General features: G+C 51.4%; 16 protein-coding genes. 7 read left to right on the forward strand and 9 right to left on the reverse strand.

The genetic code is table 11. The features are described 5' to 3' along the window. Positions 1-8: 8 nt before the first annotated feature. The 6 genes from proB to AB1K62_RS09785 all read right to left on the reverse strand — a co-directional run bounded on the left by proB (position 9) and on the right by AB1K62_RS09785 (position 9,712). Entirely contained in the window at positions 9-1,115 is a 1,107-nt protein-coding gene (proB, locus tag AB1K62_RS09760; RefSeq protein WP_367003311.1) for a glutamate 5-kinase, read from the reverse strand. Then, positions 1,112-2,182 (reverse strand): GTPase ObgE, encoded by a 1,071-nt coding sequence (gene obgE / locus AB1K62_RS09765; RefSeq protein WP_367003312.1) that lies wholly within the window; start codon positions 2,180-2,182, stop codon positions 1,112-1,114. Before obgE ends, proB begins: the two co-directional genes overlap by 4 nt. A 162-nt stretch (positions 2,183-2,344) precedes the next feature. Further along, positions 2,345-3,622 (reverse strand): SRPBCC family protein, encoded by a 1,278-nt coding sequence (locus AB1K62_RS09770; RefSeq protein WP_367003313.1) that lies wholly within the window; start codon positions 3,620-3,622, stop codon positions 2,345-2,347. 222 nt (positions 3,623-3,844) lie between these two features. Next, positions 3,845-4,960: a PepSY-associated TM helix domain-containing protein gene (locus AB1K62_RS09775; RefSeq protein ID WP_367003315.1), complete on the reverse strand. Its 1,116-nt coding sequence runs from the start codon at positions 4,958-4,960 to the stop codon at positions 3,845-3,847. Next, positions 4,960-7,119, reverse strand: coding sequence for a TonB-dependent receptor (locus AB1K62_RS09780; RefSeq protein ID WP_367003317.1), 2,160 nt, complete (start codon positions 7,117-7,119; stop codon positions 4,960-4,962). The genes AB1K62_RS09775 and AB1K62_RS09780 overlap by 1 nt, the downstream gene beginning before the upstream one ends. Positions 7,120-7,573: 454 nt before the next feature. Further along, positions 7,574-9,712 (reverse strand): molybdopterin-dependent oxidoreductase, encoded by a 2,139-nt coding sequence (locus AB1K62_RS09785; RefSeq protein ID WP_367003319.1) that lies wholly within the window; start codon positions 9,710-9,712, stop codon positions 7,574-7,576. 119 nt (positions 9,713-9,831) lie between these two features. Between AB1K62_RS09785 and AB1K62_RS09790 the strand changes: the two genes are divergently transcribed. Both AB1K62_RS09790 and AB1K62_RS09795 read left to right on the forward strand, forming a co-directional pair. Beyond that, on the forward strand, positions 9,832-10,470 hold the full coding sequence (locus AB1K62_RS09790) for a 2-hydroxychromene-2-carboxylate isomerase (RefSeq protein WP_367003320.1): 639 nt from the start codon (positions 9,832-9,834) through the stop codon (positions 10,468-10,470). Between the two features lie 28 nt (positions 10,471-10,498). After that, positions 10,499-11,281 carry a crotonase/enoyl-CoA hydratase family protein gene (locus AB1K62_RS09795; protein ID WP_367003321.1) on the forward strand — a complete coding sequence of 261 codons (783 nt, stop codon included), beginning with the start codon at positions 10,499-10,501 and terminating at the stop codon, positions 11,279-11,281. 22 nt (positions 11,282-11,303) lie between these two features. On the opposite strand, the gene AB1K62_RS09800 is transcribed toward AB1K62_RS09795, so the two are convergent. Both AB1K62_RS09800 and AB1K62_RS09805 read right to left on the reverse strand, forming a co-directional pair. Then, the gene (locus AB1K62_RS09800) at positions 11,304-11,738 is read right to left on the reverse strand and encodes an acyl-CoA thioesterase (protein WP_367003323.1); all 435 of its coding nucleotides are present in this window, start codon (positions 11,736-11,738) and stop codon (positions 11,304-11,306) included. 31 nt (positions 11,739-11,769) lie between these two features. Continuing rightward, the gene (locus AB1K62_RS09805; protein WP_367003324.1) at positions 11,770-13,194 is read right to left on the reverse strand and encodes an MFS transporter; all 1,425 of its coding nucleotides are present in this window, start codon (positions 13,192-13,194) and stop codon (positions 11,770-11,772) included. A 220-nt stretch (positions 13,195-13,414) separates the two neighbouring features. On the opposite strand from AB1K62_RS09805, the gene AB1K62_RS09810 reads away from it, so the two are divergent. From AB1K62_RS09810 to AB1K62_RS09830, 5 genes are all read left to right on the forward strand, one after another. Continuing rightward, on the forward strand, positions 13,415-14,839 hold the full coding sequence (locus AB1K62_RS09810) for a glycosyl transferase family protein (protein ID WP_367003326.1): 1,425 nt from the start codon (positions 13,415-13,417) through the stop codon (positions 14,837-14,839). Further along, on the forward strand, positions 14,836-15,936 hold the full coding sequence (locus tag AB1K62_RS09815) for a hypothetical protein (protein ID WP_367003327.1): 1,101 nt from the start codon (positions 14,836-14,838) through the stop codon (positions 15,934-15,936). The genes AB1K62_RS09810 and AB1K62_RS09815 overlap by 4 nt, the downstream gene beginning before the upstream one ends. A 124-nt stretch (positions 15,937-16,060) precedes the next feature. Continuing rightward, positions 16,061-16,975 carry a sulfite exporter TauE/SafE family protein gene (locus AB1K62_RS09820; RefSeq protein ID WP_367003329.1) on the forward strand — a complete coding sequence of 305 codons (915 nt, stop codon included), beginning with the start codon at positions 16,061-16,063 and terminating at the stop codon, positions 16,973-16,975. 47 nt (positions 16,976-17,022) lie between these two features. After that, a complete protein-coding gene (locus AB1K62_RS09825) occupies positions 17,023-17,775 on the forward strand; it encodes a TIGR02186 family protein (RefSeq protein ID WP_367003364.1) in 753 nt (250 codons plus the stop codon). A 274-nt stretch (positions 17,776-18,049) separates the two neighbouring features. After that, positions 18,050-19,591, forward strand: coding sequence for a DUF87 domain-containing protein (locus AB1K62_RS09830; RefSeq protein WP_367003365.1), 1,542 nt, complete (start codon positions 18,050-18,052; stop codon positions 19,589-19,591). Positions 19,592-19,747: 156 nt separating this feature from the next. Here AB1K62_RS09830 and AB1K62_RS09835 read toward each other — a convergent pair whose 3' ends face one another. Next, positions 19,748-22,606, reverse strand: a complete 2,859-nt coding sequence (locus tag AB1K62_RS09835; protein WP_367003331.1) for a valine--tRNA ligase — start codon at positions 22,604-22,606, stop codon at positions 19,748-19,750. Positions 22,607-22,870: the final 264 nt, after the last annotated feature.

Here is a 22,870-nt window from a genome sequence, read left to right on the forward strand (position 1 = left end):
ATTCAATGTCAAACCAGCACCATCTGGTTGCGATGAACCACGGCGCTGCGCGGTGCATAGCCCAAAACGGCTTCTAGTTCGGAGCTGCGCCGGCCAATGATCTTGGCGCAATCAAGCGCATTATATTCGGCCAGTCCGCGAGCGATTACTTTGCCGTCTGAATCTGTTATTTTGACAATATCGCTGCGTTCAAACTGGCCTTCGATGGTAATAATACCCGCCGAAAGCAGGCTGCCGCCTTTTTGCAAAGCTTCTGCGGCCCCGTCATCGACTGCGATAGTTCCTGCGGAAGTGAGGCCGCCGCCCAGCCAGCTTTTACGAGCATTGGCATTGCCATTGGCCTTGAACAATGTTCCGACATTGGTCAGCGCATAACGTTCCAAAGGATATTCTTCCCGGCCAGAGATGATCGACAGTTCAATCCCCGCAAAACTGGCAATTTTTGCAGCTTCCAATTTAGATGTCATCCCGCCGGACCCTATGCCGGAGGAGGTGGACCCATCCGCCATTGCCATGATCCGGTCATCAACCTGTTCGACCAGTCCGATAAATTGTCCTTCGGTCGCGCCAGCGGAACGGTCATAAAGTCCGTCAATATCGGACAATAGAATGACACGGTCTGCTGATGCTGCCTGCGCCACCCGCGCGGCCAAGCGGTCATTGTCACCGAAACGGATTTCATCGGTAGCCACGCTGTCATTCTCGTTAATCACAGGAACAGCACGGCTCTCAAGGAGCTTTTCCAGCGTAGCTGCGGCATTGAGATAGCGTTTACGATCTTCCATATCATCAAGTGTAAGCAACATCTGGGCCGCGGTAATATCATGTTCGGCGAGCAGTTCCGACCACAGGCTACTCAGAGCAATTTGCCCGACGGATGCTGCTGCCTGGGCATCGGACAGGCTGTCGCGGCCACCCTTTTTCAAGCCAAGTTTGCGAGCGCCCAATGCTATGGATCCGGATGACACAATGATCACCGAGATATTTTCCTGATGGCGCTTGGCAATGTCGGAAACCAGTGTCGCAAGCCATTCCCGGCGCAAACTTCCGTCCTCGTTCACCAGCAGTGAAGAACCGACTTTTACGACTAAGGTTTCTTTCGGTGATGACGTCATAGCGGCGACCAGTCCGCCTTTTCCTCCTCGTCGAGGATGTTGCCTTCGTCAGAAAGGCGGTCTTTTTGCTCAATCGAACTGTGACTGCCCACCGCTTCAAGAAGCTTGTTCAAAACAACGTCCATGCCCTTGCCAGTGGCTCCCGAAAGGGGCAGGATTTCAGTTGCGCCTGCTGCGCGCAGATCATCTGCAATGGAATCCATAAGCTCATCGTCAAGCAAATCAGCTTTGTTCAGCGCCAATATCTGCCGCTTTTCAGAAAGGCCACCGCCATATTGTTCCAGCTCTTTAGTCACAGTTTTCCAAGCCTGTACCGGATCATCGCCAGTAGCATCGACAAGGTGCAGCAGGACTTTACAGCGTTCAATATGACCCAAGAACCGGTCTCCGATACCGGCGCCTTCAGCGGCGCCATCAATCAAGCCGGGAATGTCGGCCAAAACAAATTCGCGTCCTTGATGATGTACCACGCCCAATTGGGGATGGATGGTGGTAAACGGATACGCTCCTACTTTGGCTTTTGAATTACTGACAAAATTAATGAAGGTCGATTTACCGGCATTTGGCAAGCCGACAAGGCCCGCATCCGCAATCAGTTTCAAACGCAGCCAGACCGCTGCTTCTTCGCCGGGTTCGCCGGGTTGGTGCTGGCGCGGGGCGCGGTTGGTCGAGCTTTTATAGCTGGCATTACCGCGGCCACCGATCCCGCCTTTAAGAAATATCTCTTCCTGCCCTTCGCGGGTAAAGTCGAGCAACACATGTTCTTTGTCTTCGGACAGAACCTGCGTTCCAACGGGTACTTTTATGACCAGATCTTCTCCGCCCGCGCCGGTGCGGTTACGGCCAGCACCGCCTCTGCCACGTTGAGCGCGCAGATGCTGGGTATAACGAAAGTCGATAAGCGTATTGAGACCGCCAACCGCCTTGAAAATAATATCGCCGCCTTTGCCGCCGTTACCGCCGTCAGGGCCGCCATATTGGATATATTTTTCACGCCGAAAACTGACAGAACCCGGCCCGCCCTGGCCAGAGCTAACGTATATTTTGGCTTGATCTAAGAAATGCATGATAGTGCATTTAGTGATGTCCTGCGCGAAAGGCTAGGCTTTGATGCAATATATGCGCCAATCTGTTGGTTCTATGGTGCTAGGTGACGGTCTTCTGCCTTGTAGGATACATCATATGCACTATGCCCAGACAGGTCAGCGTTATTCTGCGGCTTCCAATTGTTACATCTGCGCGACGCGCGGGTCGTTGGGATAGACCCATTCATCACCAATAACCTGTTGCACGGCCAAATCTTCCGGCACTTTTTCCAACCCGATCATTTTATCGCACGTCTGGTGAAAGCTATAAATTCGTGCTTCCTGATAGCTGAGCGGAACGCTTTTGAACCCTTCAGATTCCATGGACTTTTGTATCATCTCGCCAAATTGTGTGTCCTCCAGGATGATCTGGCTCATATTCCGGCCATTGGGCTTTGTGTCATCCGGCACAGTCCATAGGTCAGGCGCCGGCCCATCACCCCAGTCCAGCGCCATTGTGACGAGTTCCAGACGGGTTGTGTTCAATCCAGTGGGCCAGAAAATCAAAGGCGGCACAAAATAATTGGATAGTGGCGATACCCAGTTGGGAAACATCGTATAGCTTTGCGTGCAAGTCCGGCCAAATTCACCCACCGTATCAATTTCCTGCCATTCTGGCGGGGAGTCAATGGCGCGGGTATGGGCGCGGTCTGTGTCTGCCGGGGCAGGGGCCAGCATTCTTGCATGACCATTGGGGAACATGGTGTTCACATTACGCCTGTGATCAACCAGCGGCGCCACGGTTTCTGGGTGGATAAAAGGCACATGATAGACCTCCATATTGGCTTCCATTGCAACCTTCCAATTGCAATTAAGGTCAAAGGAATAGCGAGAGGCAAGTTTGATCTTGTCAAACTGAAACTCTTTCCAATCGTCCCAGACGGGACCAAGCCATTCCTTTAACGGCATTGCATCATCGTCAAAGTTCACAAAAATCAGATTGCCAAGCCGCTCGCATTTGACCGGGATCAAGCTGCGACAAGACATGTCCAGTCCGGTGAAATCCTGTTTGTCCGGCACACCGACCAGCTCACCATCGGTTTTATAAGTCCAGTTGTGATAGCCGCACATCAGGCGCGGAGAGCGGCCCTTTTCCTCTGTGACGACCGGCGCGCCGCGATGGCGGCAGGTATTGTAAAATGCCCGCACTTCGCCGTCCATGCCATGAACAATGATGACGGGCGTTCCGGTGTTTTCCCATTTCATGAAGCAGCCCGGATCGGGCACTTCGTCAATATGCGCGGCAAACAACCAGCTTTTTTTCCAGATGTGCTGCTGTTCCAGATCATAATATTCCCGGGATGTATACCGTCCGGCGGGCAGGTCGGGTAGATGGGGAAATCCTTCTGGCGGCGCGGTTCGCGCGGCTTCCCACTCCATCAGACGTTTCATCTGAGCAATATAGGCAGGGTCCATAGCCATCGCTTCACTCTCCAATTTCTATTCTCTAATTTATGAGCCATAAGATCACATAGAGAGAGCAGCCAGGTCGATTGGCAATAGTGATAGATAAAGCGCGAGGCTAGAAAAGCCAGATTTTAGCGATGTTGACGATATACACATTAGCTAAGACGTTGTAATAACTTTTGAAATAATAGATCAGCCTTGTGTCGGTTTAATCTGTCACTCCAGCATATACGCAGGTCACGATATTGAGGAGTGCGCTGAAATAGTGATCTCGTCGCTTATCATATTTCTCTTTGCCGGTTTCTTTTTACGGCGAAACCAAAAACTCCATACAGCCAGAGTGCCAAGTAACGTGAGGGCCAAACCAGTAAGAGTCTGTAATATTATATATATTATTCCACCCACTTTGGCGGCGTGGAGGGGATAGCTAAAATTATATATCTGCAACCCCTGTGGCAGCTTCAATGCGTCTGAATCTCCGACAAGTGATCCGTTCGCGCCATCGAACCAAAGCATTGTCCGGCCATTATTATGCCATTCCGCCGGCTGTTTCATCCGGATGGTAATCGGATCGCCTTCTGCCCGCGGGAAGCTGATCAAGCGGATTATCGCATCGGGATAACGTGCCTGTGCTTTGGCCATGATGGTTTGCCAATCGGCATTCTCAGCCGAGCCTGCGTTAAATTCGGGCTTTTCTCGTGCCGCTTCCATTTCGGCTGGCGAAGAAATTGGCGACAAAAGGAAATTGGCGACCGGACGCAGGGTCATTGCGACACCGGTCAGCATGCCGAGAAACAATAGCGGTGCCAATATGACACCCAAATCGCGATGTTGACGGATGATCGAGGGTCGCGTCATGCGCGCGGGCCAGAGGCGGAGTTTGAAAGTTTTGCGCGTGGGCCACCATAATATCACGCCTGTAATGACAAAGCCCAAACCAATAAGCGCAGCCAGCCCGGATATTGTGGTGCCCGTTTCTCCCAAAAGCAAATAATGATGTATTTCAAACAGAGCTGTTTCCACCCGGCCCCAGACATTGTCCCACGCGGCCAAGACGGTTCCGCTGGAATCGGTGTAAAAGCCGCTTTTCGGGCCGTTGCTGACGATGTGAACGTTAACATCATTATCTGCAAAACGGATATAGCGGATCGGGTCATCGGAGCCGTCAACAATTTTTTGCGTCACATCTGCCAGCTCGGCTGGTGCTGCGGTAACAGCATTGCCCGCCCCCGGAACGCTCAGCGCAATCCATGCGCCTTTCCATAATAATAGCGTCCCGGTTAGCCCGAGTATGGCCAGTATCAAGCCTATGATACCACCCGCCCAGCGGTGTATCCAGGCAATGGCTTTCATCAGAAGCGCCAGTCCCAACCAAGGGTTACAGTCCGTCCGCGCCCTGCGTAAAAGCGGGAGCTGTCCGTCGTCCGAACTGTATCGCTATCATAAGAGATATAATATTCGTCGAACAGATTTTGCGCGCTAAGGCTGAACGCGCCCAATTCTGTTTCATAGCGCACTTGGGCATTGAACAAGGTATAGCCTTCGAAATCGGCGCTGGAGGGTTGTCCCTTAAAGCTGCGGGACAGATAAAATTGTGCCTGCGCGACTGCCGAGAACGGGCCGTTTTCATAATTTGCGGACAGGTTGAAACGGTCAGGCGAAATATTGCTGCCATCGAGATCGTCATCGACCTTGCCGTCACCGTCGGTATCGACCCGGCCTGCAAGGTCACTATAGCCTACGCCGATTTTCAGGCCGGGCAGGGGTGTTTCCACGCCAAGGTTGATTTCAATACCTTCAATCTCGACTGCCTCGCGCCGCAGGTCGAAAATACCATCGGTATTGAGCACGAGCCGCTGTCCAAAATCACTCGAAGACCAGAAATAGGTGACGCTGGCATCAAGCGGTCCGCGTTTCACTTCCAGCCCCAATTCGCGGTTGTCGGAAATAATCGGGTTCACATCAAGGAAGTTGTCGATGTCCACGCCCGGTGTGTTGATGCCGCGCAAAATGCGGCCAACATCGGGAATGGTATAGCCCTTGGTATAGCTACCATAGGCGCGGATACCCGTTATCGGTTCGATGATAAGCCCGACATTCGGCAGAAATTCGTCAAATTTCGGATTGCCGCCTGCAACCATAGTGTTTCCGGCGCTGGCAATGGTTGTAAAGTCATCGACTTTCAATTCGACATTTTCCCAGCGCACACCACCAGCGATGGTGATAAGCCGGTCAAACAGGCCCAGATTGGCCTGGGTAAACGGGGCTAGGCTCTGGAATTCGGTTTCCGGCACCCATGTCCGGTCCGTCTGGACCAGAACCTGTTTGGTGCGGTCAAACAGCGCGTCAAATCCGCCTGTGATCGTCAGATTCTCTATCAACTCGCGTTCGTAACTTAACTTTCCGCCCAGCTTGCGGGAGCGGTTGGCAGATTGTTCAAATAATGTGCCAGACGGGTCGATGGACGGATCCTGAAATGTGCCAAAAACGCCGCCACCAAATATATCGCGGGAACGGTTGAAAAAGCCCTGTAGCGTGAATGTTCCGCCGCCCAGATCGTCATCGGTCAAGGATAAGGATATAAGCTCGTTACGGTTGGAAGCAGGCTCGCCCGGCGTTGTTCCACGAACCGAAGTTGAAGGAATGCCGGTCGCCCGGTCTCCGGCAACAGGCACATAATTGGTATTGCTTTCAAGGCTGAAACGATTGGCGACCAGTTCAATCCGCGCGCTATCGGAAAGCTGGTAGCCAAAGCGACCGAAGATGGAATAGCTGTCACTATCCTGAATCTCGCCTTGCGTTGTATCGACGCCAATGCGGTTGCCATGACCATCGTAAAAAGCGCCGCGCCGTTCAAAGGTGGCGCCTATGCTGGCGTCAAATGCGCCAGAGCGGTAATTGATCAGGGCAGCGACTTTCCCGCCAAAACCGTCATCATCAAAACCGCTGTCGGCAGAGGCCTGCACAAGTGTGCGGCCGCTTATACCCTCGACCTCCGGTGCGCTGACAAGCACCTGATTGATAACGCCGCCCGTTGCGCCAATCCCTTGCAAAGCATTGGAGCCATATATCAATTCAATCCGGTCGACAAAAAACGGGTCAAGCGAATGACCATCGCGCGAGCTGTTCCGGATTGGTGTGGTTTGCGGGACGCCGTTGATGGCGAATAATGGCGAACGGCCTCGCAGGCTTTCACCCGATCCGGTCAGTTTTTGGCGGGTGGGTGAAAATGACGGCACGAGGGCTGAGATAGCATCTACGGTTGACCCGCTCATTGCCACCTGACTCGTCAATTTCTGGGTATCGACAATATCAACCGTGATCGGAAGCGCGCTGATCGGTAATTTTGTACGGGTTGCGGTAACAATGATTTCATCAGTGGTTCTACGCTGATCTTGCTTGATCTGGCTGCCCGTATCTTTGCCTTGTTGAGCCATTGCTGGCGCGCTGTGCATGGCAAAAACCAGCAGGCCAAGACTGGCAGTGCGGCCAATATGCGTAAAACGATTCATGATAATCCAATTTCCCCGAAGACGACTCAATGCAAATGCGAACTATTCTCATGAGCATGTAAGGTCAATAATTTTCTAAGCAAAAGTGGAATTGTTCTGAATGATAATAGCGGGGGTCCGCAATTCTTGATGACCGGAAGAAAGAGGCCGGTTCACAATGCTATATTACGCGCATTATTGGGAGTTTGGCGGGGTTATAAAATCAGGGAATCCGATATGTAATGACGGGTTCTCAGCCGGTGTCGTTACCAAATATAATATTACCGGGAAGAACATCGGGCGAAGTTTCTGCCAAGCGCAGCAACCGGCGCCACTGTTTTCTGTCACGGTGAGAAAGCGACAAGGTCCCCGGCTCTTTTGCGTAGTTCCTCCATCGCGTCATTGCCATATTTATTGGCAGTTTGATAAAACTCTCTATATTTTTCTGATTATATTTGCGAAAACAGAAAAGCGTTCAGGCTTTGCTTACCCGAACCGGAATGGCGCTTTGCATAGCTTGTCCGGTAATCGGGTCGAGCCAGTCATCATCTACGATCAACCTGTTAGTAGAGCTGCCTTTGGTCATCACATCATCTTTACCAGCATCGGAGTCGCCAAAGGCGTGACTCATTGAAATCACACCCCGACGAATTTTCTTATCGGCTTTGGCCATCCCGAAAATTGAGGCGGTAGGAGAGGTGATTTCGATGATCGCGCCGTCGCTGATCCCCGCTTGCTTCAAATCTTCGGGATTGATGAAAGCAGGATTGGTTGGCATTTTTTCGACCAGCTTGGGAAAAGGGTGGCCGTTGCTGTTATAGCGATGTTTGGACCGACGAGAGATCAGGCGGAAATCAAAGCCGTCTTTTACCGGATCATTGATAGTATATTCGGTTAATTCGTTCGGCATTGCGCCAGCGGCTAGATTAAAGCGGTTTTCGCAATCCGGATCGGCGGGGCCAACGACGGGATGGAGGTCATGATATGTGATGGCTGCGCCTTTGCGGTCAAGCGCAGCAGCATCTGCTTTGGCTTTGCTGGGTTTGAGCAGGGAGCCAACGGAGATCAGGTCAAGAACCGTGGCTTTATCAGGGCATGTTTCCATTGATACCGCGCCGCCGGGATAGTTCATTTCTATCCCCATATGTTTGGCCAGCCACCAGAGCATTTCATATTCGTCCATGGTATCGCCGGGGGCAGGAACCATGGCCTCGGTATAATGGGCATAGGGTTCCTCACAAAACGCATCAGAGACATTGTTAATATCCTCACGTTCCAGACACATGCTTGGAGCCAGAATAATATCGGCGCGTTTTGCGCTGGCGGACATCCATGGGTCGATCTGGATGAACAGTTCACATTCTTCCAAAGCGCGGCGCACTTTTTGTTGATCCGGAAAAGCAATTTCCGGATTGCCGCCAATAGAAATAAACGCCTTGATCTGGCCCTCGCCGGGCGTCAATATTTCATCGGCTAGCACATTGCATGGCATTTCCTTGCCCAGATGACCCAAACCGCGGATGCGTGATTGGGGAAAACCTTCACCGAACATCGGCATGGGCGGAGCAACCTGTGCTTTTTTGGGGCCGCCGCTGAGCGGATTGAAAACCATCGGGACCGCGGTTTTCTCACCCTCCTGATTAAAGCGCGCGCAAAGGATATTAAGCGATGCCACCAGATATTCGGTTAGCGTGCCATTACCGGCCATTTCCGGACCAGTGCCGGTGACAATACGGCCTTTATTGGCCCCGGCAAACATACGGGCGGCCTTGATCAGATCATCCCTATCAACCCCGGCGCGCTTTGCAGCAATATCCGGGGTCATCGGCTTGACCGCAGCTTCTAATTCTTCCACCCCGTCCACATGGGCCGCCACGAAATTCTGGTCATATAGTTTCTCTGCGAGAATAACATTGAGCATGCCCGCGAGCAGAGCGGGATCTTCGCCCGGTTTGACCGGCAAATAAATATCCGCCAGTTTGCCCATCTCGCTGACCCGCGGATCGGCAACGATGAGTTTAAGGCCACGTTCTTTCGCATCGCGCAAACGACGGGAAGGGGAGAAAGGCGGAAGGCCGCTGGAATAATGGGATGTAATCGGATTATTACCGACGAACATGGCTATATCGGATTCTTCAAAAGCATTGCCGCCGCCCATCCACATGCCATAGCGCGCGGTGGTAAATACCTTGGCCGGTTGATCGACGGTGACACTGGTATAATAGTTGCGCGATCCGATGCCCTGCGTAAAAGCATAAGCGGTGCCGAGCACAGCGCTATTTTGGAAAGCATTGGTGCCGCAATAAACTGCAATGCTGTGGGGGCCGTGTTCCTCGACCATTTTCTTCATCCGGGCACCTGCCAATGCCAAAGCATCAGCGGTAGAAATATCTTTGAATGAGCCATCTTTTTGCCGAAGCTTGCTGGTAAGCATTCGGTCGGGCAGATTGTGCATATCGGGCAGCTGGCGTCCCTTTATACAGGTATAGCCGCCGAAGAGTTGATCGTCCTTATCCCCGCGAACGGCTTTGATCTTATTGTCTTCAACATCGACCAGCATCGCGCAACTGGCATGGCAAAAACGACAAAAACTGCGTTTTGTTTCAACGGTCATCTATCTTCTCCCAAAGAAAAGGATATGTTGAATTATGCAAGAGAGCGACTGACAAAAGTGCTGGCTGGGTTGAAGCACATAATCTGGCTTACTGCTTATCGGGATAGAGGATGAATAGCATGACTATAAAAGTTGAATTTTACTTTGATCTTTCCAGTCCGTGGACCTGTCTGGCGTTCCACAATATCCAGCCAATAATAAAAGAGACCGGCGCAGAGATAGTCTGGAAACCGTTTCTGGTAGGAGGGGTATTTAATGCGGTTAATCAGGGCGTTTATGCTGCCCGCGAAAACCCGGACAACCGCAAATTCGTGCATAGTTTTCGGGTGATGGAAGAATGGGCTGCGCTGGCCGGTGTAACAATGAACTTTCCCAGCGAACATCATCCGGTCAAATCCGTATATGCCATGCGTGTATGTTGCGCGCTGGAAAGTGATCAGGCGGCGCTCCACAGATTCGCCACCGCTGCGTTCAACGCTTATTATACCGATCAGCGCAATCTGGACGATCCAGCGGTGCTGGCCGCGATTGCCGATGAGATTGGCATGGACGGGAAAGCCCTGATTGCAAAAGCCGGGGAGCAGGAAATCAAAGACAGGCTGCGGGCCAATACCGAAGAGGCGATTGCGCGCGGCGCTTATGGCTCCCCTAGTATCTTTGTGCCTGATAGCGATGACCAGAACAGCGAACATATGTATTTTGGCAATGATCAGTTGCCGCTTGTTAAGCGAGCGATTAAACTCCATTCCCAATCATAAACGAATCCACCTGCTACGGAGCTATAATATGTCACAGCGCGTTACTATTTCGGTTGAAAACCATATTGCCGATGTCCGGTTTAACCGGCCGGAAAAAATGAACGCGCTCGACCCGGAACAGATTGACGCAATTATCGAGGCTACGGAACAGCTGGCGCAGATGAAGGATGTCAGGGCGATTGTGCTTTCGGGCAATGGCAAAAGTTTTTGCGCGGGACTTGATATGTCCAGCTTTACCAAAACGGATACGACCACAAGCCTGATCGACCGGACCTATGGCAATGCCAATAAATATCAGCATGTCGTGCTGCAATGGCGGCGGTTGGCCGCTCCGGTCATTGTCGCCATTCACGGGGCCTGTGTCGGCGGCGGGTTACAATTTGCCTCGGCTGGTGATGTCCGTATCGCTGCGCCGGACGCTAAATTGTCGATCATGGAAATGCGCTGGGGCTTGATCCCGGATATGGGCAGCTATTCCACTTGGCGCAGTTTCGTCCGCGACGATATTTTGCGCGAATTAACATACACCAACCGGATTTTTACCGGCGAAGAGGGCAAAGAACTGGGTTTTGTTTCGCATCTGGCCGATGACCCGCACGCCCGCGCAATGGAACTAGCCACCGAGATTGCGGGTAAGAATCCGGATGCGATCAAGGCTGCAAAGCGGTTGATGAACAAATTGCCGGACATGAATGAAGACGAGATATTGATGATGGAAAGCGTAGAGCAAGATAAAGTCGCTCGCGCACCCAACCAGAAAGAAGCAGTCATGGCCTTTTTAGAGAAACGGACCGCGAATTTTACTGATTAAGCGCTCGTTTTCCGAGGATAATTTAAACCCGGCGAACCATGTGTGATTCAAGAATTTTACGGAAATCCGCACTGATCGGCTTTGCTCCTTGTTTGCTGGTCAGCACCAATGTTGTCGTACAAGTGGCAACGCATTGATCTTGCTGAAATGCAGCAGAGACAATGTCCCAGGATGATTTGCCGATCCGGCCAATCGCGCTGCAAATCTCTGCATCTTCGGGAAAATGGGCCTCGCGGATATAGTTGATCTGTATCGCTGCGATCAACCAGCGATCACCTTCGTTAATATTACCCATGCCCAGAGAATGGTTAAAACGAACACGGCCATTTTCAAACAGGCCCGCCATTGCGACATTATTGATATGACCCAGCAGGTCCATATCGCCAAAGCGCGTCTGGGTGATTGTAGAATAGGGATAGCTAGCCTTTGAAAGCTGCCAGGTTTCAGGTTTAGACATAATATACTCTGTTAGGTGAAAATCGGGATTATCAGTTCATTTTGGCAACAAGATCCTGCTGCAAAGTCTTGCAGATATAGAGATACAGAGCTCCGGCCAACATAAATATGCCCGACATGGCGATCATTGCCCAGCGCAGCCCTTCACCACTGGCGGTCAGGCAAGCCCGTGCTTGCGGTGCGCCCAAAGATGCGATCAGGTCTTCCGGTTTGCCTTTACATAGTTGGGATGTCAGTTCACCGGCAAATTGGGATGCTTCCAGATTGGCACTCATCAGGATATCGCTTAATATCCCAAGAGCGAGCGGGCCGCAGCCATAACCGATCAGATTGACGACAAACAGGAAGAGCGCCACTGCCGTTGCGCGGGACCGCGGGCTGGCGACGCCCTGGCATATGGTATATTGTGCGCCAAGATAACTATAATGAAGTATCGCCGCGCCAATCAGTACAATCAAGGCAAAAGGGATGTTATTGGTGGTGAAACCAATCCAGTAAAGCGGCACACTGGCGATCAGCATGAAGCCCGGCAGCCATGCAACGGAATTGGGGAAACGGCCACTAAGTTTTTCGGTCAGATATCCGGCCATAAATGCGCCGAATGACGCCGCGAGTCCCAGCGGCACTGCGATCTGTAACGTGACTTCAGAGATCGACATTTCGTGAACACGCTGGAAAAAAGCGACCTGAAAATTGCTTACACCATAGCCCACGAAAGCCACCAGTGCTGCTGCTGCCATGTTAATCCAGAAAGATCGTTTGGCAGACAATTCGCGGATGGTGTCGCTGATGCTGGCTTTTACAGGTGTTGATGCGGTTGGCGGATCGGCATAACCGCGCGGAGGCTCCTGCACCGTAAAGAGGAAGATCAATCCGAATATAACGCCAGGAATACCCAAGACCAGAAACGCCTCACGCCACGAGAACATTTCGGTAATAGGTCCACCAAACGCGTTGGCGAGGACACCGCCCAGCGTGATACCCATTGTATAAATTGCGATAGCGCGGGCACGGCTGCGCGGCGGGAAATAATCGGAAATGATCGAATTGGCTGCTGGTGTCAGTCCCGCTTCGCCTATACCGACACCTATTCGAAAAACCAGCAAAGCCAGAAAACTGCCCGCTATTCCGCACAATGCAGTCATAAGCGACCATAATATGACACTGGCTGCGATTATACGCACCCGGTTCATCCGTTCTGCCAACCGAGCAATGGGAATCCCCATCACTGTATACATTAACGCAAAGCCAAAGCCCGATAACAAACCGAACTGCCAATCTTGTAACCTGAATTCCTCGATAATCGGCTGTGCGACCACCCCGATCAGGATCCGGTCGATAAAATTCATGGTGTAGAGAATCATCAAGGAGTAAAGCACGTAATTGCGATAACCACGGGTACCAAATGCTTGTCCGGTATTCGTAGCGGGCGCGCCCGGTGCCTGCGTTGCGTTCATATTCTCTCCTGATTTTTTTAGATGATGGCTTGATCTGTTCCGTGAGTCCAGCACCCATTGCAGGTTTTCTTTTCGTAATCCTCTTGGATTTTACTTCTTGTTACATTAAGGCTTCTTTCATAAAGTCTCGCTTATCGGCGGGCCATGTTTTAATGTTTGTCCAGACTTTTTCCAAATAGTGGACCGATAGATTTTGACACGGCGGGGGGCGTGGCAAGTAATGATCGAATATGTTCTGCCTGCTGTCGATTTCCTGCAAAAGGAATTGCTGCTTTTTGCCAGCCTGTGCTTCATAATCGGTTCGATTGATGATATTATATTTGACGGCCTGTGGATTGCCTATTTGATTAAGCGCTATATGTCGGTCTATAGCCGCCATGACCGCTTCATCGTAGAAGATTTGCCACCTCCGAAATTGGCTGAGCCACTGGCGATATTTGTCCCGGCTTGGCAAGAAGCTCCGGTTATCGGCGCCATGTTACGCCGGTGTCACGATCAATGGCGGCACGGAAATTACCGTATCTATGTGGGCTGCTATCCAAATGATGGTCCTACTATAGCTGCGGTTGCTGATGCGGCGAGCGGCACGAAAAATATCCGGATGATATTATGTGATCAGGACGGTCCGACGTCAAAAGCAGACTGCCTGAACCGTTTATGGCGCGCTTTATGTCAGGATGAAATTCTTGAATCGATCCGTTTCAAGGCCATCATTCTTCAGGATGCGGAAGACTTGGTCCACCCTAAGGCACTGGAACTGTTTGATTATCTTATCGACCGGGCATCGCTGGTGCAGATACCGGTCATTCCCCGCCGTGCGACGCGCTCTGTTTGGGTTGCCGGTCATTATGGTGATGAATTTGCAGAAATGCATGGCAAGCAAATGGTGTTGCGGGAAGCGCTAGGTGTATCGATACCGGCAGCCGGTGTCGGATGTGCATTCCGTCGTGATGCGTTGAGCGCATTGTCCGCACGGAATCAGGGAAAGCCGTTTAATGCGTCGAGCCTTACCGAAGATTATGAGCTGGGCCTACAGCTTACCGAAGGGGATGCGCGGGGGATATTTGCTCGTCTGAAAGACAAACAGGGCCAATGGGTAGCGACGCAGGAATTTTTTCCCGATAATCTTGAGGATGCAATTAGGCAGAAAAGCCGTTGGATGACTGGCATTGCTTTATCGGGATGGGACCGCCTTGGCTGGAAAAATTGCTGGCGTGAAAACTGGATGCGCCTGCGCGATCGCAAGGCCAGTTTTTCGGCGCTTCTACTTGCTCTGGCTTATATTGCTCTGTTGCTGACCGGATTGTTATATGCCTATAGTTTAACAGGCTATTATCAGCCCGCGCCATTTACACCTTTGCTCAAAACCATGCTGGTTTACAATGCGCTGTTTCTGCTCTGGCGACTGGCGATAAGGGCTTATCTGGTTTATGTTCTTTATGGTTTGCGAGAGGCTTTATTGTCCGTGCCCCGGACATTCGTAGCTAATGTTATCAATATATTGGCAGCCAAACGGGCGATTACCTATTATCTTAAAACCCTGTCCGGAGCGCCGCTGCGATGGGAGAAAACCGATCACTTTCATCCCGATGTGACCAAGATCAAAGGTCTCAGACCTTCCAGTCAAAATAATCGAGACAAATGACCATCATGACAGCCAGTGCCAGTAAAGGTGCGCCGTTAAAGTCGCTCTTAATCATTCTTGTGTTCTGGGTATCGATCCGGATTATATGGGAAAGCATTTTCCCGTCATCAGTGGCGCCGACCACGCTGAATAAGCTGACAGCGATGAAAGATTACGAAATTAGCACGGATACAGTGAGTTTAACAGATACAGCGACTTTAACAGCGCAACCTATTTTGCAAGAGCGAGCCGGAAATCCGCCCTATTTATCACAGTCCAAGGCTGCATATATGCAACCGGCATTGATGCCCGGAACCAGCCAACAGCGGGAGATGAATCAATCAAAATCCTCAGCCATGTTAGTGGCTGCGCCCGTCGTATCTTCACGCCATATTGTGCAGAGACAGGATAACCTCGTTCCTTCGCCAACAGGTTTTTCCCCGTCATCAAAACCATTATCAGGCTATTTCTGGGCATTTGTGCGTCAGAGCAGTGGTTCAGAACGTTTCGGATCCGGGGCACCGGCATTGCAATCACCGGGCGGGCAATATGGTGGCAGTCAGGCCGGCGCTATCCTCACCTATAGGTTGGCCGGCACACAACAGAACAGCCTGTCAGCCTATATGCGTGCATCAACGGCTATTTCTTTGAAGGGGCAAGAGGAATTAGCCTTTGGAGTGAGAGCGCGACCTTTTGACAAATTACCCGTTTTCTTGTTCGCTGAGCAACGTATGGGGCCAAAGCAGATACGTAACCGCGGGACTTCTTTTTTTGTGGCTGGCGGAACCGAACCGGCTAGGCTGGCGACGGATCTCAGTCTGGAAACTTATGGGCAAGCCGGGTTCTTGTTCGCCAAGCAAAATAGTTATTTTTTTGATGCCTCGGCAAATGTGCAAAGGAAGTTATGGGAGAAGGGTGGTTATAAACTCACCGCAGGAGGAGGGGTCTGGGCTGGCGGTCAGAAGGGATTAACGCGGGTTGATGTCGGACCGCGCGCAAATATCCATATTCCGGTCGGTACGATGGATATGCGGTTTTCGCTTGATTGGCGCCAACGTATCGGCGGCAATGCTGCTCCGGATTCCGGACCCGCGATGACGGTGACAACCGGCTTTTAACAGGCACCCTAACTGACCATATTATATTTTATTCTATATTTGTCAGTGAAATTGAAAACTTTCTTACCCAAGCTGAGATCAAGTCCCTTTATCCTGCCACAAAAAGAGATTACTCCCTGTAATTATGGATATTTACCTCCCAATAGCAAATCTGTCGGTTGATGCGTTTGTCATCGTGTTGCTTGGTGGGCTGGTAGGGATTTTGTCCGGTATGTTTGGTGTGGGCGGGGGATTCCTGACCACGCCCCTTTTGATATTTTATGGCATTCCTCCAACTGTCGCCGCGGCATCGGCTTCAACACAGGTGACCGGGTCGAGCATTTCCGGTGTTGCTGCCCATATGCGGCGCAAGGGTGTGGATTTCCGCATGGGGGGAGTAATGGTTGTTGGCGGGTTGTTAGGCACCTTTATCGGCACCGCTTTGTTTCAGATATTACAGCGATGGGGCCAGATTGATACCGTAATTTCGGTGCTCTATGTGCTCATGCTTGGTGGAATCGGTAGCCTGATGGCAAAAGAAGCATGGGCAAGCGTGAAGGCAATGCGCTCTGGAAAACCATTGCCGGCACGCAAGCGGAGGCACCATCCTTTGGTAGCGAACTTGCCAATGCCTTGGCGTTTTTACCGTTCAGGTCTGTATATTTCGCCTATTGCCCCTTTTGTTCTTGGTTTGCTGACCGGGATAATGACAATGTTGCTAGGTGTGGGCGGGGGATTCATAATGGTTCCTGCCATGCTCTATCTGCTCGGTATGGGCGCACAGGTGGTGGTGGGAACATCACTTTTCCAGATTTTATTTGTAACCATTGCTTCGACCATGATGCACAGCATGACGACAAGAGCCGTGGATATCGTGCTTGCCGGATTATTGTTGATTGGTAGCGTTACCGGTGCACAGCTTGGGGCAAAATTTGCACAGAGGATGAAGCCGGAATATCTGCGACTGGCCCTTGCCGTCATGGTGTTATTGGTCGCTATTCGCATGGCGATGGGACTGGGTTTCCGGCCTGACGAAATATATACGGTGCAACTGTTGTGAGCGCCTCATTCACAAAATGGCCAATTGTCCAAAGAGGCCGGTCAAGAATCGCAGCTATATTTTGTGCGCTTGCCATATTATTCTTGTCCACAGCCAACACGCCCGTTCTGGTGCCGGATGTGTCCCAGGATAATATCAGCATCAAGGGTGATTTTAACGGCGCCCAGCTTTTATTATTCGGTGCAATTACTTATCCTCCCGGCACGCGTAATCGCGAAACAGCCGATATTGTTGTGGTGTTAAAAGGCCCGACAGAATCCATTGTTCTGCGTGAAAAGCAGAAAGTAGCCGGTATCTGGATTAACGCCGCGAGCAGTGAATTTCGTTCAGCTCCCGGTTTTTACGCTGTGGCATCGTCGCGTCCCTTGGATGAGATTGTCGATACCAAGACAGCGGATATTTATGAACTTGGGCTCAATCATCTACAGTTATCTCCAGCAGGGGCCATTGATAGCGAGGAATTGCAACGGTTTACCAACGGGCTGGTGGATCTGAACCGTCGCGGTGGTTTATATGAAAACTTGCCTAACAGTGTCGTTATTACCGATTCTGTACTTTATAAAGCGCGGATCAATTTACCCGCAAGCGTGCCGGTCGGCGAATATTCTGCGGAAACTTTCTTGATTATTGACGGGCGAGTGGAAGCAGCAGAAATCAAAGACATTACGATCGAGAAAATCGGATTTGGACGGTTCATCACCAACCTGTCGCAGAAATATGGCTTTATTTATGGCTTAATGGCAGTCCTGCTTTCAATCATATTGGGATGGGCGGCTGGATATCTGTTCCGCAAAATCTGAAAATATCGCTCTTTATCAATGTTTTCAGTGTAATTAACGCGCAGTATTAATGTGTTACGTGAATTAACACGCGGTAAATAATCCTTAATCAAGATGGCGTACTCCTGTCTTCTGAAAAGTAGAACAGGATTGCGATTTCATGTCAGATATGAGCTCTCATAGTTTTCCAGCTGCCCGGCCGCTACCGGCGGCTAATAATCCGCTACCGAACCAGGCGGAAGGGCATAAAATAGGAGAGGTTATTGAAATTGCGGGCTCCGGTTCCCGCATTGTTATGGACGCCACTATTCTGGCTAGTTTGGCCGACCATGCCGACCCGACGGTCAAAATGGCAGGGCAGGTCGGGAGTCAGGTCAAAATCCGGGTGGGCGCAACATGGCTGCTCGCGAATATCCGCACCCAGAAACTTTATGAAGGGCAGAGCGGATTGATCACAGCCGAAATTGATTTTCTGGGTGAAGGAGATGAAGAACGGCTGACCGGAAATATTTATAACTTCCGCCGCGGCGTAACCCGTTATCCTATTCCCGGCTCCGATATATATGCCGTCACTACTACGGATATGAAACAAGTCTATGCCTCCGATGGCCGCACCCATATTGATATTGGCAAGGTTTATCCAACCGACGATATTCGCGGCGCGCTTTATGTTGATGCCTTGCTGGGAAAGCATTTCGCGCTACTGGGATCAACCGGCACGGGTAAATCAACTGCGGCGGCGCTGATCCTGCACAAGATTTGCGATATAGCTCCGGAAGGGCATATTTTGATGATCGACCCTCACGGGGAATATTCCGCTGCTTTCAAAGGCAATGGGCGGTTGTTTGACGTGAATAATCTGGCAATGCCATATTGGTTGATGAACTTTCAGGAACATTGCGAAGTGTTTGTGAAATCAAGGGGTGATGACCGCCAGACGGATTGCGATATCCTCGCCAAATGCCTGTTAGCGGCAAAGTCCAAGAGTCAGGCAGCGCAGGGCGTCGCCAAATTGACCGTAGATAGTCCGGTTCCTTATTTATTGTCTGATCTCACCTCGATCATCCAGAATGAGATGGGCAAGCTCGATAAATCTACCAATACAGCCCCGTTCATGCGGCTGAAAACCAAGATTGACGAGATAAAAACCGACCCGCGCTATAGCTTCATGTTCTCAGGCATGCTGGTTGGCGATACAATGGGCGACTTTCTATCCAAAATATTTCGGTTGCCAGCAGAGAGCAATCCTATTTCGATAATTGATGTATCCGCTATGCCATCCGAAATAACACCAACCGTGGTCGCAGTGCTTAGCAGGCTGGTCTTTGATTATGCAATATGGGCAAGGAACGAACCGAAACGGCCCATGCTTCTGGTTTGCGAAGAAGCCCACCGCTATATTCCGAATGACGATGTCGAGGGTGAAAGCAGTGTGCGTGATATATTGGGCCGGATTGCCAAAGAAGGTCGTAAATATGGTGTGTCACTGGGCTTGATTACACAGCGCCCGTCTGATCTGGCCGAAGGCGTGCTTTCGCAGTGCGGAACGATCATATCAATGCGCTTGAATAATGACCGCGATCAGGCCTTTGTCAAAGCCGCCATGCCAGAAGGTGCGCGGGGTTTTCTGGATTCTATTCCGGCGCTCCGCAATCGGGAGTGTATTATTTGCGGAGAAGGCGTAGCTATTCCCATCCGTGTATCCCTTGACAATCTGGTCGAAGAGCGCCGTCCGGCATCGGATGATCCTTTATTCTCTGAACTATGGCGCGAAAATGGCGGCGAGGAAGAGATTGTCCAGCGGGTAATCAAACGCTGGAGAAGCCAAGGGCGTTAGAGCCGCAAGGGGGGACAAGCCATTCCGCTTAGTCGGAAAATCCCGCTCACGTCTCGTAATTCGTCATCCTGAACTTGTTTCAGGATATCTCTAAAGGCAGGCGCGAACCTCGAAATAGATACTGAACCAAGTTCAGGATGACGAGCATATATTAAGCTATCCCAACCGAGCCAATGCAGCTTGCAAACGCTCCGCTTCGGCTTCTTTGTCGGCCAGATCGGCACGCGCTTTTTCAACCGCTTCGGGCTTGGCTTTTTCGACAAAGTTCGGGTTGCTCAATCGGCCATTCAGGCTTTTTGCTTCCTTTTGTGATGCTTCCAGAGCTTTGTTCAGCCGTGCTTTCTCGGCGTCAACGTCAATGGCTCCGGCCAGCGGCAACACATAAGTGGCATCATCAATGACGAGCTGGGCCGTAGCGCCTTCGGGCGCTGGATCGAACGATAAGCTCTCCAAACGCCCAACCCGGTCAAGCGCCGCACTTTGCCGCTCAATCCTCTTTTGAAGCGCGCTATCTCCATCACGGATGTGAGCAGTCATTTTTGTGCCTGGCGGAATGTTCAGCTCAACCTTTGCGGCACGAACAGCGGAGATCAGGCGGATAAGCCAATCAACCTCGGCCTTGGCTTGCGTATCCACTGCGGCTTTTGGTTCCGGCCATTTCGCGACGATCAGGTCATATTCCCTCCCGCCGGTTTCTGTTGCCATGCTGTGCCATAATTCTTCGGTGATAAACGGCATGAACGGATGGAGCATCACGATGATCTGGTCGAGCACCCAGCCAGAAACGGTCCGGGTTTCATTCGCAGCCGCTTCGTCATCGCCCTGCAAGAGCGGCTTGATAAGTTCCAGATACCAGTCGCAAAAGCGGTCCCATGTAAAATGATAAATGGTGTTCGCAGCCGCATCAAAGCGCAGATCGCCCAGTGCCTTGTCGAGAGATGCCAATGTTTCGACCACCTCGGAAATGATCCAGCGGTTGACCGGCAAGACTGCGTCGGGCGCGGCGAGTGTCTTGCTTGCGCCAATGCCATTGGCTTCGCAGAAGCGTGCGGCATTCCATAGCTTTGTTGCGAAATTGCGATAGCCTTCGACGCGTTTGTCATCCATTTTAATGTCGCGGCCCTGGCTTTCCATTGCCGCCATAAAAAAGCGCAGCGCATCCGCGCCATATTGGTCAATCAGGCCGAGCGGATCGACAACATTGCCCTTGGACTTGGACATTTTTGAACCATCTTCAGCGCGTACCAGCCCGTGAAGATAGAGCCGTTTCCACGGCACATCTTTCATAAACTGGATGCCCTGCATCGCCATCCGAGCGTCCCAGAAAAACAGGATGTCAAAGCCGGAGATTAGCAAGTCATTGGGGTAATGGCGTGAAAGATCTTTGGTTTCTTCCGGCCAGCCAAGCGTAGCGAATGGCCACAGCGCAGAGGAGAACCATGTGTCGAGAACGTCAGGGTCGCGACGGAGGACGTAGTTGCCCTGTCCGGATATTCCAGTTTCGCCTTCTTCCTGTGCAAAATTAACTTCCGATGGATCGATATTATAGAAGTTAGCAGCATTTCTTCTGATTTCATCTTCGTTGGAGCCTACAAAGATTGCTTCACCAAGTAGTGTGCTTGCGATTGCTTTTTGATTGTCGTTTATAGCAGCTTCTTTGCTCGGTCCAAACCAAGCCGGAATCCGGTGTCCCCACCATAATTGCCGTGATACGCACCAAGGCTGGATATTCTCCATCCAGTTGAAATAGGTTTTTTCCCAAGTCTTCGGGACAATCTCGATCGCGCCGGATTTCACCGCTTCTATTGCGGGCTGGGCCAGTGTTTTTGCATCGACATACCATTGATCGGTCAGCCATGGCTCAATCACTACGCCGCCGCGATCACCATAAGGGGTGGCGATGGTGCGTGGTTCGGCGTCATGTTCGACCGTTTCACCATCCTTGGATTTGGTGACATGGGGGATTAAAAAGCCCAGTTCCTTCATCCGCTGCACGACCAATTCGCGTGCGCCATCTACACCATCCCGCTTGAAACGGTGCAAGCCGATATATTCGTCAGGGATAAGGCCATCAGCTGTCTGGCAAACATTTGCTTCACCATCGAACATGTTGAGCATGTCACCCGCTGCAAAACCGGCGCGTTTACCAACCTCGAAATCGTTAAAGTCATGGCCGGGCGTGATTTTAACCGCGCCGCTGCCCAGTTCCGGATCGGCATGTTCATCGGCAACTATTTTGAACCTGCGGCCAGTGATCGGTTGTTCGATTTTCTTGCCAATGACGCTTTTATAACGCTCGTCATCGGGGTGTACAGCCACAGCCATGTCGGCAAGCATGGTTTCAGGGCGAGTGGTGGCGACTTCGATATAATCCTGCCCATTATCCAGCGTTACCCCGTCAGCCAGCGGATATTTGAAGTGCCAGAATCCGCCCTTCACATCGCGGGTTTCGACCTCAAGGTCGGAAATTGCGGTTTTAAGCGCCGGGTCCCAGTTGACCAGCCGTTTGTCGCGGTAAATCAGGCCGTCATTATAAAGGTCGACAAATACTTTCAGCACGGCTTCGTTCATGCCATCGTCCATGGTGAAGCGTTCGTTGGACCAATCCATCGAACAACCCAGACGACGAAGTTGTCCGGTAATCGCGCCACCGGATTCCTCTTTCCATTCCCACACTTTTTCGACGAAATCTTCGCGGGAATAATCGGTGCGCTTTTCACCGCGCTCGTTCATTTGCCGCTCGACCACCATCTGTGTGGCGATGCCCGCATGGTCCATGCCGACGACCCACAGAGCATCCTTGCCCTTCATCCGTTCGTGGCGGATAATGATATCCTGCAACGTGTTGTCGAGCGCGTGGCCGATATGCAAACTTCCGGTCACATTGGGTGGCGGATTGACGATCGTAAACGGCTCTGCATCATCGCGATCAGGGCGAAATTGGCCGGATGTTTCCCAATGGTTATACCAGCGCGCTTCAATAGCTGCCGGGTCGAAGTTTTTATCTAAGGTCATAGGATGCCTTTGCCAGCGGTTTTAGCGGGGAGCAACCCGGAAACTATATCCTTGATGATCCTGAAACGGGCAAGCGGCAAGAAAATGCTTTCCTACATGATATGGATCGCGCTAATTCTCATGTAGTATTTTCTCATCCCTAATATTGATGGCTCCCTTACCGTCATTCCGGTCTGCGCGGGAATGACGGTCGAGTCATGTAATAGATTTGGCGGAAAATAAACCTTTCTAGGTGTGAACTTAGTGAACTTAGTGGAGTTAGAA

The organism is Parasphingorhabdus sp. JC815, from assembly GCF_040717415.1.
Taxonomy (GTDB): domain Bacteria; phylum Pseudomonadota; class Alphaproteobacteria; order Sphingomonadales; family Sphingomonadaceae; genus Parasphingorhabdus.